Genomic DNA, 13,319 nt, shown 5'->3' with positions numbered 1-13,319 from the left:
CGCGGCTGCCTTACTTGGTCATTTTGTTGGCGGCCAGGTCCCACGTAGTGCCCGCCGTGCCTTCCTTGGTGCCGTCGTCTTTCTGCGCGGTGAGTTCCCATTTGATCTTGGTGAAGTTCAGCGACAGGGTTTCCACCGGTTTGCCGCCAGTGCCGCCGCTGACACTGACGTTGGACAGCACGACGTTCGTCAGGGTGTAGATGATGAAGGGCATGAGTTTGCCGCTGCCTTCGGCGGCGTTGCGGCCGATGGTGATGACGGCTTGCGGGATTGGCTTGCCGGCGCAGCAATACTCATTGAGGGTGGGGGTGGAGCTGTCGACGAATTTGGTCAGGGTAAATTCGCCGATGTGGGGCCGGCCGGAGGTGCGCTCCGAGTTGCTGACGTCGTTGGTGACCTGCATGGCCACGTTATGGCTGTAGGACATGACCTCGATCTTGTCCGTGAACCCCTCCAGCAGGCTGTCGCCCTTGATGTCACCGCCGAGGTCGAGAATGATTGCATCCATTGTGTGGAACTCCTGAAGAAGACAAGTGGGGCAATGCCCGATACCGATTCGTTAGAATACGAACGCCGAACTCTGTGGCGAGGGGATTTATCCCCGCTGGGCTGCGCAGCAGCCCTCCAAGCAGTCAACTCAATCTGCCTGACACAGCGGGTTGCTGGTATTCAGGGCCGCTTCGCGCCCCAGCGGGGATAAATCCCCTCGCCACAACAGCGTCCTCGCCACAGGTTTTAACCGTCAGGCAGCTACCGGTGGCGGCAATGTCGCCACCAAGCGGATCGAGGCGGTTAGTTCTTCAAGCTGGAAGTGCGGCCGCAGGAACACCGTGGCCTTGTAGGCGCCGGGCTTGCCGGCCACCTCCGTCACGTCCACCCGGGCTTCGCGCAATGGGTACTGCGCCTTGATCTCTTGCGGCGCGTTGTCGTTGATCAGCACGTAGTCGGCGATCCAGTTGTTGAGGTAGGTCTGCACATTGTCCCGGGTCATGAAACTGCCGACCTTGTCGCGCATGATCACCTTCAGGTAATGGGCAAAACGCGAAGCCGCGAGGACATATGGCAACATCGCCGAGATCCGCGCGTTGGCGTTGGCCTCGTTGGTGTTGTAGACCTTGGCCTTGTTGGTGGTCTGGCCGCCGAAGAACACTGCCACGTCGCTGTTTTTCTTGTGGCACAAGGAGATGAAGCCCAGGTCGTTGAGTTCTTTTTCACGGCGGTCGGTGATCGCCACTTCGGTCGGGCATTTGAGCGACAGGTCCCCGGAGCTGGTGCGGAAGGTATGGGCCGGCAGGCCTTCGACCGCGCCACCGCCCTCGGCCCCGCGAATCGCCGCGCACCAGCCATATTTGGCGAAGGCTTCAGTGATGCGTTGCGCCAGCGTCCAGGCGGCATTGCCCCACAGGTACTTGCTGTGGTCGGTGCCGTTGACGTCTTCGACGTAGTTGATGCCTTCCACCGGCAGTGTGTCCGGCCCGTAGGGCAGGCGCAGCAGGAAGTGCGGCAACACCAGGGACACGTAGCGCGAGTCTTCGCTTTCCCGGAAGGCGCGCCACTTGATCAGCTCCTGGCTCTCGAAAATCTTCGACAGGTCCCGGGGGATCGCCAGTTCGGTGAAGCTGGTCATGTCGAACAACCGCGGGCTGGCAGCGGCAATGAACGGGGCGTGCGCGGCGGCGGCAACGTTCGAGAGTTTTTCCAGCAGGCCGATGTCCTGCGGATGCCGGCCAAAGGTGTAGTCACCCACCAGCAGGCTGAACGGATGCCCGCCGAAGGTGCCGTATTCTTCCTCGTAGATTTTCTTGAACAGCGCGCTCTGGTCGAATTCGACGGCCTTTTCCAGATCGTTCTGCAGTTCTTTCTGAGTGACGTTGAGCAGGCGCAATTTCAGCCGGGTGCTGGTTTCGGTGTTTTGCACCAGCAAGTGCAGGCCGCGCCAGGAGGCTTCTAGTTTCTGCAGGTCGGGGTGGTGCAGCACTTCGTTGAGCTGGGCGCTGATCAACTCGTCGATCTGGCTGATGCGGTCGTTGATCATCGCCACCGTGTCCTTGTCGATGGCCATGCCTTCGTCGAGGACCTGGGTGGCGAATTCGGCCAGCATGTCGCGGGCGTAGTCTTGCTGGCTGTCGTCGTGGGCCATGCGGCCTTCGGCGATGATCTTGTCCAGCAGGGACAGGGTCTGGGTCGTGCTCTCGCTGCTTTGAGCGCTGGATGAGGCTGGCATGGCGTTATCTCCCTTGAATGATGCGCGCGATCAGGCCTGTGGTTCGGCCGGGGCAGGGTCATCGTTGGCGGCGACGGTCGGCAGCTCCTGCGTCGCGTCCTGGGGCCGGGCCGACTTGATCTCCTGCAAGCCCTCGGTGTTGGCGATCACGTCACGCAGCAATTTGTCCAGGTCATCGTTGCCGTCGAGCTTGGTCAACAGATCTCGCAGGCGCTGGCGCGCCTCGAACAACCGACGCAACGGCGTGACCTGCTCCACGACCCTGACCGGGTCGAAGTCGTCGATGTGCCGGAAGTTGAGCTCGATGTTGAGCTTGCTGTCGTCGCCGCTGAGGGTGTTGTTCACCTGCAGCGTGGCGCGGGGGGAGATGGAGGCGAGCACCTCGTTGAAATTGTCCCGATCGATTTCCGTGAAGCGCCGCTCATTGAGCTTGGGCAGCGGGTTCAACGGCTTGCCCGAGAGGTCGGCCAGAATGCCGACCACCAGTGGCAATTCCTTTTTCTCGATGGCGTTGCCGATTTCCACGTCGTAGGTGATCTGGACGCGGGGAGGACGGACTCTGTCGAGCTTGTGCTGGGTACTTTCTGCCATGGCGGCCGACTCCGATGCATGTGTGGGAGCAATGCATCGGGAGTCCCGCTCATCGCATTCCCTTGCTGATCCGCAGGTTGCAAATGGGGGCAGAAAACCTGTCATTCCCTTGACGAACCTGGTCCATTCAACCGTGTGGGTCGAACTATCCAAGACGCTAGAACAGGTCTATAAAAAAGCAAGCAAAAACAATTTTTGACCGCTGAGAAAAGGAAGATTCATTTTGCGTGGTTTTTTTTATGGATTTTTTTTGAGCCTGGCACTCACCGGTTGCTCGCTCTTTGCCCCCAGTGTCGACCTGGACAGCCTGACCTTGGACGTCGCGCCCCGGGCCAATGACGACACCCCGATCGCGGTGGATTTCATCGCCGTGAACGACCCGGACCTGCTCAAGCAGCTGTCGGGCATCACCGCCAGCCAATGGTTCGCCGAGCGCGAACAGTTCCAGCGCGACTATCGTCAACTCATGTCGGTATGGGGGCTGGAGCTGGTCCCGGGGCAATTCATCGACCGCCAACCCTTCCCATTGGAGGGCCGGCGTGCCGCTGGACTTTTGGTCTTCGCCAGCTATAACACTCCCGGAGCCCACCGGCTTCGGCTGGACGATCAGCGCAAGGCCTGGCTGAAGTTCGACAGTCGCGAGATGACCCTCGTCAACGATGGCCAGCGTGATGACAGTCAACCTTGAGTAAACCGCGGGCCGCCATGGGCGGTGCCATTGGGATGTCGAAGGGAGTCGTATGAGTCTGTTACCTGACGCGGTGTGCTGGCATGAGGGTATGCAATTGCTGCCCCAGCATTTTCAATTGCAGGGGCTACGTGCCGAGGCCTTGGCCGCGCATTTCGCCGGGGCCTGCAACCCTTGGTTCTGGGGCGTCAGCCAGTTGGACGTCGACCCGTCGGCCCTCAGCGCCGGCCAGGTACGGCTGCTGCAACTGCAAGGAACCTTGCCGGACGGCTTGCCGGTCAACCTGCAGGCCGGCGTCGGGCCGACCCTGGAGTTGGACATCACCGAGGCCATCGACAAGACCACCGACGCCACTGTGACCGTGTACCTGGCCGTCAGCCCACTATGGCGCGCCGGGCAACTGCTGCCGCTCAAGGGCCGTTTGCAATCGGTGGTCGGCGAGGCGTTGCCGGATCTCACCAGCGGTGAGTTTCCCGAATCGATCACGGTCTGGCGACCCAACCCGAGGTTGTGCACGCAACTGAGCAAGGCCGATTCGATCTGCCTGCCGCTGCTGCGCATCCGCAAGGAGGGCGGTGGCTTCTGGCGCGTGCCCTACACACCACCAACGCCGGTCCTGTTGCCGGAATCGGTTCTCGGCCGTCGGGTGGCCGGGGTGTGTGCCCGGGCTCGGGAAAAGTGCCTGTTCCTCGCCGGTCGCTTGCGTCAGGCCCAGGCGGCCGGCAACCAGGACGATGCTGTGGAGATTCGCCGGCAATTGACCGCCTTGTGGGCGCGCTTGCCGGAAGTCGAAGGGGCGCTGAACACCCGGGTGGCGACGCCCCAGGCACTCTACGGTTTGTTGCTGGGGCTGGCCGGGAGCTGGTCGGCCCTTGATCCGCTGGCGGGCGTTCCGGCCTTCGCACCGTTGGATTTTCTTGAATTGCAGCGTGGCTACGAGCCGTTGCTGGATTGGCTGGAAAACACCCTGGAGCTGGTCCGTGCCGGCTATCGCAGCCTGGCCTTCGAGCGCAACGAGCAGGTCTTCTCGATCCAGTTGCCGGACGACCAGCCGGATCAACGCCTGGTGATCGGCCTGCGCATGCCCAACGGTGCCAGCGAGCAGGCGGCGGCTGACTGGTTGCGCGGGGCGATCATCGCGTCGGCGCGGCACGTCCCGCTGCTGAGCCGACAACGCATGAGTGGTTTGACCCACCAAGCCATGAGCCGCAACGAGCAGGTGGCCTACAGCGTCGGCGACGACACCCGTTTGTTCGTGGTGGCCGCGAGCGGGCAGTGGTTCGACGGGCAATTGCCGCTGCACATCGTGGCGCCGGCATCGGCCCAGGCCAGCAGCCCGTGGCAGGTGGTGTTGTTCGTGGCGCAAGCCAGTGAAAGCGCCTGATCGCAAAAGGGGAGTCGTATGCCTGACGGAAGTGGCGGGGCAGTTCGGAGTCTGCATGAGGCGCCGCTAAGCAGCGCTTTTCGCCAGGCCTGGCTGAAGTGGTCCCAGGAATGGCAAGACTTGCCCAAGGACAGCGACCCCGCGATATTGGTCAACCGGGTGGTGGAGTTTTCCGGGCGTAGCGCCCAACGCCTGTGGCGGGTGGCCTTCGCCACCGTCGGCGATGCGGCCACCGAGCAGGTCAAGGCACTGGTCTATGCCTTCGTCGCGCTGGTGGACGAAACCCTGCTGTTCAGCCCCTGGCCCGGACAACTGGCCTGGCAGCAGCACCCCCTCGAATCACGCATGTATGCCAGTCGCCAGGCCGGCGAGCGCTTGCCGGCGGCGATCAAGAAATTGCTGGACGAGCAGATGCCCGGTACCCGGGACTTGGCGAACGTCTACTTGCAGTGCCTGATCCTGGGGTTCCAGGGGCGATTGCGGGGCGAGCCCGGCCAGGTTCAGCAGGCCAAGTGGCGCGCGGCGCTGTTCACCTTCGCCTGGCAACACGATCCTGATTACGTCGACGTCAGCCAGCGCCTGGCGTTGGCTGCGGCAGCGCCGCCAGTGCGCATGCCGGTGCAGCAGTCGTTGCCGGACGGCTTGCGCCTGGGGCTGGCGATCCTGGCAATGGTGTTGTTGCTGACCGGCTTGGGGCAGGTGTTCTGGCGTGACATCCGTTTGGAACTCGAGCCGGTGTTGCAACTGAACGAGTCGGCGGTGGTTCAGGAGCAGGATTCATGAGCACCCTGAGCATCGTTGCACTGGTGTTGATCGCCATCGTCGTGGTCCTGTTGATCGCGGCCCTGATCTGGTGGCTGCGGACCCAGGGCGGGGCGGCGATCCGCAGTTTCTATGGGGCGGTGCGCCACATGGAACAGGAGCAGGGCACCCGAGACCGCTATCAGATGCCCTGGCTGATGATGCTCGGCAATGAAGCCGACGGTGCCCAATTGTGCGCCCAGTGGCGCTTGCAACCGACCGACAAGGCGGCCTGGTTCGGGCGCTGGTTTTGCGATGCCGAAGGCGCGGTGCTGGTGGTGCCCCAGGCGTTGTTCCTGCCCGATGAAGGTATGAACCGGCAACGGGGCAACTGGTGGCGCCTGCTCGGGCTGATGTTGCGCTTGCGCAGCAAACGCCCATTGGATGCGGTGATCTGGACCGTGCCATTCAGCACCCTCGATGACATCGAGCACACCACCGCGCTGAGCCTCAAGGTCCGGCGCTGCTTCATCGACCTTCTGCAGCGCTTCGGCCTCAGCCTGCCGGTGTATGTGGTGATGACCGGAATGGAAGAACTGCCCGGGTTCCAGGAACTGGTCAGTGCGCTGCCCGCCGAGGCGCGGGAGTCGATGCTGGGCTGGTCGTCGCCGTATTTGCCGGATGCGGCGTGGCAGTCGCAATGGAGTGATCAGGCCCTGGACCAGGTCAACGCCGCGCTGTCGCAGTCGATCATCGAGATCGGTGCGCTGTCGGGGCAACTGGGCACCGACCTCTATGGCTTGCCGGAGCGTTTCGAAGGTTTGCGGCGGGCGTTGCAGATCCTGCTGGAGCCGGTGTTCCAGGGCAACGCCCAAGGCGAAGCGCCGCGTTTTCGCGGGGTGTATTTCACCGCCAGCCAGGCGCCGGCCGCCAGCGGCGACGGGTTGACCGCCGCCGACAGCGCACAGCGGCAAACCGTGTTCGCCCGGCAATTGTGGTCGCGGCGGCTAGTGGCCGAACGTGGCCTGGCCCAGCCTGTGCCACGGCTGTTGCGCTTGCGCCAGCGCGGGCATCGGTTGGCCGCGGCGGTGGCGTTGGTGGTGGGCCTGGTCTGGCTGGGGAGCATGGTCTGGGTCTGGCACGATTCGATGGAGCAAGCCGAGGGGTTGTCGCGGTTGATCCTCAGCGCCCATAAGAATCACCTCGTGGTCGACCCCGACGAACCGCAACTGGAGCCGACCCGGCACAACGTGCAGAACTACTGGAACGTGTTGGAAAAAGCCCCGCGCTGGCGCTTCGTCTCGGTGGTCTTTCCCACCTCGTGGTTCTCTTCGGTGGACACGCAACTGGAGAATGGGTTGCGCCTGACCGCCCGGCATCATTGGATCTTGCCGTTGCGGGATCTGTTGAACGCAGACCTGGAGCAACTCAAGTCCATCCGCAACACCGAGCGACGGGGCAACGTCGAGAGTGAAGACCCGGCGCAATGGCAGAGTTACGTGAAGGCCAAGGCACTGGTGGACCTGGCGGTACGCCTGGAGCAGCACAACCAGATGTTCAGCCAGGTGGTGAACGACCCCAAGGCGCCGCTGGACGAACTGGTGCAACTGAGCAATACCGCGTTGTCCCTGGGACTCAATACCGGCACCTTGAGCCGCGCACATTTCTACAACCGGGTACTGTTCGATGCCCAGAACAGCGATTTGAAAGGACTGGACCTGAACGCCGCGCGCCCGGTGATCTCCGATAACTTCACCGGCCTGATGCAGCGCTGGCTGGACCATTACTTCCTGGCGGACAACTTTGTGCGCCAGGCCGGTTACCTCAAGCTGCACTTGCAACAGCTGGAGGCTGGCAGCGGCAATTCCTTGAGCGAACTCGAAGACCTGATGGCGCTGATCGACGATTTGCAGACGCTGGTCAGCCTGACCAATTCGGCCTGGGGCCGAGGCAAGGGCCAGGACCTGGTACCCGGCTACAGCCAGATGCTGGACAAGGTCAGTCACAGCGCGTTGCTGGGGCCGGATATCGAGCAGGACCTTCAGAGCCAGGCGGCGAAGTTGCAGCAGAGTTTTCGTGACCAGTGGATCGTCCAGAGCGGCTCCCGGGACAACCTGCTGGTGCAACAGGGCAGCGGCCTGCTGGTCTTGCAGGATCATGTCACTGCGCTGGACGGTGCGGTGCAGGCGCTGTTCAAGCGCGATTTCGTAGCGTTGGCCATGCAGAAGGATCCGTCGGCCAGCAACCCCGATGCGATGGGCCAGGGCGATGGCAGTGATGATTTCAGCGTCGCCCTGAACTACTTCGCCAGCTACAAGAACTATGCCAGCGAAGAACTGCCGCGCATTCCGCCGGATTACCGTGACGCGCTGATGCAGGCCGCCGAAAGCGCCGCCGCACGGGCCATGTGGTTGAGCCTGGATGAAAGCGACGCGTCGTTGCCCGGCATGGGGTTCAACGTGCAAACGGCCCAGGCCGTGGCGTTGCAAAAAGCCTTCATGGATGTGCACCGCGGCGACCTGGCGATCCGTTTCCAGCGTCTGCTCAATCGGCGGGCATTGGCGCAGATCAAGAGTGGTCTGGACGAAATCGATGCCCAGCCGCTGTTCAGCCAGCGGGCCGATGTCCAGCGTTGGGACGGTTCGAAGAACTTCGGCTTGCAACTGTACGGTGCCAGCGATCCACAAGACTTGAAGCTGAGCCTGAGCCAGCAATTCGGCGTGATGCTGCAGGTCGCCGAACAGCGAATGCCCGCCCTGGAATGGCTGATCGTCCAGCAGGACAATCTGTCGGCCCTGGAGCACGACCAGGTGGCGCGCTTCATGGCCCTCAACGATGAATTGCTCAAGTACAAGAACCAGAACCCGGCCAGCTCGGCGGCCCAATTGGAGCAATTGGTGAGCCGGGACTTCATTGCCATGGACACCACGTCCTGTGCGCAGATCTTGCAGACCTCCAGCCTGCCCAGCGGGCGCGGTGACCTTGCCCAGCGCACGGTCGCGTTGCAGCAGGGCGCCCTGCAACGGTGCCTGTACCTGCAACAGAACCAGGCGGCGACCGCCTGGAATGACTTGGCCAACTATTTCAATCAATACCTGGCCGGGCGCTTTCCGTTCACCCAGGATGTGCGGGCCAGCGATGCCGACCCGGCGCGGGTCCAGCACCTGCTGGAGCTGATCGACACACGTCTGCCCTTGGCCCAGGCCGGGTTGGTGTTGAGCCAGACGCCGGACCGCCTGGCGGCCGAGGATTTTCTCAACCGTTTGAAGCAGGCCGGCACCTGGCTCGGGCCGCTGTTCGTGCGCGACAAGAGTGGCATTCTGGGGGTGGAGATGGACGTGCGCTGGCGAACCGATCGTGATGAAGAGCGCGGCGCTGACCAGGTGATCGCCTGGAGCCTGGACGCTGGCAACCAACAGATCAGCTACCCCGGCGGCGGCCAGCAGAACCTGCGGTGGATGGTCGGCCAGCCCGTGCGGCTGACCTTGCGCTGGGCCCGCAACGGCTATCAGCGTCCGGCCAACGATCCGTTGCAACCGAACCTGGTGGTACGCGACCTGGAGGCCGGCTGGGAGTATCAGGGGCCGTGGTCATTGCTGCGCCTGATGCGCGCGCTGGGATCGGCCCAGCGTCAGCCGAATGTCGACTACACCGATTTTCCCCTGGCCCTGCAACTGCCGGTCACCGCCCAGACCCAGGCTCGCACGGCGGAGCAGACACTGATGTTCCTGCGCCTGTCGTTGATGAGCCAGGGCTCCAAGTTGCCGTTGTCGATCCCGCCGCTGCCGACGCGGGCACCCCGTTCACCTTTCATGGCGACCTCATCGAGCCCCGCCATCGCCACCCGTGAGGAGGGCCTGTGAGCGTGCCGATATCGCCTTTGCCCGAGTTGGTCACTCAGTTGCTCGAGCCGATCAGTGCCGAGTCGCCCTGTGGCCCCGACCTGCGCTACGAGCCGGAATACGACCAACTGCGCGAATTGCGCCGGGAGGACGACACCAGCTTGCCCACCGGTGTGTGGCAGTCTTCGATCAAGCGCGCCCTGTGGCCGGACCTGGAGAGGCTCGCTACCACGCTGCTGCTGGAGCGCAGCAAGGACTTGATGATCAGTGCCTGGCTGGGGGAGGCCTGGTTGCATAGGGCCGGGCTGGAGGGGTTGCCGGGCAGCCTGGCGCTGGTGGCGGGGTTGTGTGAACGCTATCCGGAGCAGTTGCATCCCCAGGCCGATGAAGGCGACCAGTCGTGGCGAGTGATTCCGTTGGAGTGGCTGGCCCGTCGCTACAGCGAAGTGTTGCTGACGCGGGTGCCATTGCTCGATGGCCGGGACCCTGTGTTTGCCAGTTTCTGCCTGGACGACTGGCAACGCTTGCAACGTCAGCAAGTGTTGGGCAACGACAGCAAGAACGCCAAGGCGCTGGCGGAAGCGGCGCGCAACGACCAAAAGAAACTCAGCGAACTGATCCGCAGCACCCCCTTGTCGTTCTGGTTGCATCGCCAGGGCAGCCTGATGTTGAGCCTGCAGCACCTGCAACGGCTCGAAGCCTGGAGCGACGCTTATCTCGGCAACCTGGCCCCAGGCTACAAATCCCTGCAGGACGTGATTCAGGCATTGCTGACACTGGTAGAGGAGTTCATCGCGATGCACCCACAGCAACCCACCGTCGTGCCGGTGCAAACGTCCCCAGCGCCGACATCGACGCCCCAGCCGCAGGCGGCTGCCCCGGTCTTCCAGGAGCCGGCCAATCGTGAAGAGGCCTACCGACAGCTACTGGTGATCGCCGGTTACCTGGCCCGTACCGAGCCCCATAGCCCGGTGCCCTATCTGATCCGGCGTGGCGTGGAGTGGGGCAACAAGCCGCTGAGCGAGCTGCTGGGTGAGCTGATCAGTGCCGACGCCGAATCCCGGCGGTTGTGGACCCTGCTGGGGGTGCTTTAAAGCTGCGCGTCGGGTAGCGGCACCGGCGTCAACACCGGTTTTCCGGCAAAGAACGCGTTCAGGTTCTGGCCCACCAACTCCACCGTGCCACGCGTCGCTTCCGGCGAAAGGCCGGCCACATGGGGCGTCAGTACGACGTTGGGCAGGTTTTTCAGCGCGTCCGGCACTTCGGGTTCGTGATCGAACACGTCCAGGGCCGCGCCGGCGATCCGTCGTTGTTCCAGGGCACTGATCAGGTCGGCGGTGGCGACCACACTGGCGCGGGCGATATTCACCAGGAAACCATGGGGCCCCAGGGCGTCGAGGGCCTGTTTGTTGATCAACTGCCGGGTATCCAGGCCGCCGGGCGTGGCGACGATCAGGAAGTCCGAGACCCGGGCCAGTTCCGTGGGCGTGGCGCAGAAGGTGTAGGGCACGTCGTTGCGCACCCGGCGATTGTGGTAGCTGACGCTCATGTCGAATCCGAGGGCGGCGCGCTGGGCGATGGCCATGCCCACCGCGCCCAGGCCCAGCACGCCCAAGCGCTTGCCGGCCAGGGAAGGGCGCATGACCTTGGCCCACTCGCCACGGCGCACACTCGCATCGGCCCGAGGGATGTCGCGCACCAACGCCAGCAACAGCGCCATGGCATGGTCGGCCACCGACGAGGCGTTGACCCCGGCGCCGTTGGTGACCACGATGCCCCGCTGGCGCGCGGCCTGCAGGTCCACCTGCTCGTAACCGGCGCCGATCACGCAGATGATTTGCAGGTTGGGCAGGGCGCCGATTTCTTCCGCCGTCAAACCCAGAGGGCCGCGGGTCAGTACTGCGCTGAAGCGTTCACCGTGTTCGAAAATCGCTGTCTTGCGTTCGGCCGGCGTGGGCGCCAATTCCAGGTGGTAACCCTGCCGCTCGAGTATCGGCAGGTATTCATTGACGGTTTCAACCAGTACCAGAACGGTTGCGGTCATGCTGGGCTCCTGTGGGCGCTGGATCGATTGCGGGTATTCAACCTGATTGTAGGAGGCGGGGGCAGGGGGGCTTGGCTTTTTATGTGCATTTCGGTTGCAGGGGGCCTTTGTGTGGGAGTCTGGCAGCCGGCCTGTCTCGCTGCTTGTACTCCGATCAAATGGTGGGAGCGAGCTTGCTCGCGATGGCGCCGGTCTGTTCACATCGATGCAAGCTGATACCTCTATCGCGAGCAAGCTCGCTCCTACAGGGAATGCAGGGAAATACAGGGACAATTCCACTGCGGCGATCTGATCCGCACAACCGCTCCTCAGCTAAGTCTTTGCTTCTGCTCGTGAATCCCGGACAATCGCGCCCCTGTTTCGGCCAGGGCGCTGCCTGTCGGGGTTTTCCGACTCGTCCCGGCCGGGTGCATGTGACCGGAAAGCGGAGATCCGACCGGATGAATGATCAGGCCAATAGCGTCGAAGAGCGCTTTGAAACGACAGTCCCAACCACCCTCAGCCAATGGAGTCGCCAGGACACCACCTGGATGCTGGGTCTGTTTGGCACCGCCATCGGTGCAGGCACTCTGTTCTTACCCATCAATGCGGGCTTGGGTGGCTTTTGGCCGCTGCTGATCCTGGCATTGCTGGCGTTCCCCATGACGTTCTACGCCCACCGGGGCCTGACCCGTTTCGTGTTGTCCGGTCGCGACGGCGCGGACATCACCGAGGTGGTGGAAGAGCATTTCGGCCTCAAGGCCGGTGCACTGATCACGCTTTTGTACTTCTTTGCCATTTTCCCGATCCTGCTGATCTACAGCGTGGCGCTGACCAATACGGTGGGCAGCTTCCTGGAGCATCAGTTGCATATCCAGCCGCCCCCTCGGGCCGTGCTCTCCCTGGTGCTGATCCTCGGCCTGCTGGCGGTGGTCCGTTGCGGCGAGCAGGCGATCGTCAAGGCCATGAGCCTGATGGTCTACCCGTTCATCGTGGCGTTGTTGTTTCTGGCGGTGTTCCTGATTCCCCACTGGAGCGGCGGTATCCTGAGCACGGCGTCGACGCCGCCTGAACCTTCGGCGTTGTTGCATACCTTGTGGCTGGCGATCCCGGTGATGGTGTTCTCGTTCAACCACTCGCCGATCATCTCGGCGTTTGCGGTGGACCAGAAGCGTCGCTACGGTGGCAACGCCGAGGCGCGCAGTTCGCAGATCCTGTCGCGCGCCCATGTGCTGATGGTGGTGATGGTGCTGTTCTTCGTGTTCAGTTGCGTGCTGACCCTGACCCCGGCGCAATTGGCCGAGGCCAAGGCGCAGAACCTGTCGATCCTGTCGTACCTGGCTAACCATTTCAGCAACCCGACCATCGCTTTTGCCGCGCCGTTGATTGCGTTTGTCGCCATTTCCAAATCGTTCCTGGGGCACTACATCGGCGCCAGCGAAGGTCTCAAGGGCCTGATCGTCAAGAGCGGCCGCCGTCCGGCACCCAAGACCCTGGACCGCCTCACCGCAGCGTTCATGCTGGTGGTGTGCTGGATCGTCGCCACCCTCAACCCGAGCATCCTGGGCATGATCGAAACCCTGGGCGGCCCGGTCATCGCAGCCATCCTGTTCCTGATGCCGATGTATGCCATCCGCAAAGTCCCGGCCATGGCACGCTATCGCGGCCAGGCATCCAACGTCTTCGTTGTGTTGGTGGGTTTGGTGGCGATTACGGCGTTGGTCTACTCCCTGATGGCTTGACCATCACCTTGTGGGAGCGGGTTTGCTCGCGAAAGCGGTGGGTCAACTGGCAGGGATGTTGGATGTGCCGCCGTCATCGCGAGC

General features: G+C 63.1%; 10 protein-coding genes. 6 read left to right on the top strand and 4 right to left on the bottom strand.

The genetic code is table 11. From position 1 onward, the window contains the following. Positions 1 to 10: 10 nt before the first annotated feature. From AB7M32_RS20745 to tssB, 3 genes are all read right to left on the bottom strand, one after another. Positions 11 to 508 (bottom strand): Hcp family type VI secretion system effector, encoded by a 498-nt coding sequence (locus AB7M32_RS20745; RefSeq protein ID WP_046063980.1) that lies wholly within the window; start codon positions 506 to 508, stop codon positions 11 to 13. A 234-nt stretch (positions 509 to 742) separates the two neighbouring features. Then, complete coding sequence (gene tssC, locus AB7M32_RS20740) at positions 743 to 2,224, bottom strand: type VI secretion system contractile sheath large subunit (RefSeq protein ID WP_454251177.1); 1,482 nt, start codon at positions 2,222 to 2,224, stop codon at positions 743 to 745. A 30-nt stretch (positions 2,225 to 2,254) separates the two neighbouring features. Continuing rightward, positions 2,255 to 2,815, bottom strand: a complete 561-nt coding sequence (gene tssB, locus AB7M32_RS20735; protein ID WP_454251176.1) for a type VI secretion system contractile sheath small subunit — start codon at positions 2,813 to 2,815, stop codon at positions 2,255 to 2,257. 223 nt (positions 2,816 to 3,038) lie between these two features. Here tssB and AB7M32_RS20730 point away from each other — a divergent pair, with 223 nt between their 5' ends. From AB7M32_RS20730 to tssA, 5 genes are read left to right on the top strand one after another with little or no spacing between them, the layout of a single operon-like run. Beyond that, a complete protein-coding gene (locus tag AB7M32_RS20730; protein WP_072404613.1) occupies positions 3,039 to 3,503 on the top strand; it encodes a type VI secretion protein in 465 nt (154 codons plus the stop codon). Between the two features lie 52 nt (positions 3,504 to 3,555). Next, positions 3,556 to 4,887, top strand: coding sequence for a type VI secretion system baseplate subunit TssK (tssK, locus tag AB7M32_RS20725; protein WP_454251175.1), 1,332 nt, complete (start codon positions 3,556 to 3,558; stop codon positions 4,885 to 4,887). Between the two features lie 18 nt (positions 4,888 to 4,905). Beyond that, the gene (locus AB7M32_RS20720; protein WP_454251174.1) at positions 4,906 to 5,670 is read left to right on the top strand and encodes a DotU family type IV/VI secretion system protein; all 765 of its coding nucleotides are present in this window, start codon (positions 4,906 to 4,908) and stop codon (positions 5,668 to 5,670) included. After that, complete coding sequence (locus AB7M32_RS20715) at positions 5,667 to 9,491, top strand: type VI secretion system protein (RefSeq protein WP_454251173.1); 3,825 nt, start codon at positions 5,667 to 5,669, stop codon at positions 9,489 to 9,491. The genes AB7M32_RS20720 and AB7M32_RS20715 overlap by 4 nt, the downstream gene beginning before the upstream one ends. After that, positions 9,488 to 10,564 (top strand): type VI secretion system protein TssA, encoded by a 1,077-nt coding sequence (tssA, locus tag AB7M32_RS20710; protein ID WP_454251172.1) that lies wholly within the window; start codon positions 9,488 to 9,490, stop codon positions 10,562 to 10,564. The genes AB7M32_RS20715 and tssA overlap by 4 nt, the downstream gene beginning before the upstream one ends. Here tssA and AB7M32_RS20705 read toward each other — a convergent pair. Continuing rightward, positions 10,561 to 11,514, bottom strand: coding sequence for a 2-hydroxyacid dehydrogenase (locus AB7M32_RS20705; protein WP_454251171.1), 954 nt, complete (start codon positions 11,512 to 11,514; stop codon positions 10,561 to 10,563). The genes tssA and AB7M32_RS20705 overlap by 4 nt on opposite strands. A gap of 440 nt (positions 11,515 to 11,954) precedes the next feature. On the opposite strand from AB7M32_RS20705, the gene AB7M32_RS20700 reads away from it, so the two are divergent. Next, positions 11,955 to 13,235 (top strand): serine/threonine transporter, encoded by a 1,281-nt coding sequence (locus AB7M32_RS20700; RefSeq protein ID WP_072404601.1) that lies wholly within the window; start codon positions 11,955 to 11,957, stop codon positions 13,233 to 13,235. Positions 13,236 to 13,319 lie beyond the last annotated feature (84 nt).

The sequence above is a fragment of the Pseudomonas sp. R151218B TE3479 genome, assembly GCF_053629195.1.
Note: the sequence above shows the minus strand (reverse complement) of the source record. Positions and strands in the feature narration are given on the sequence as shown.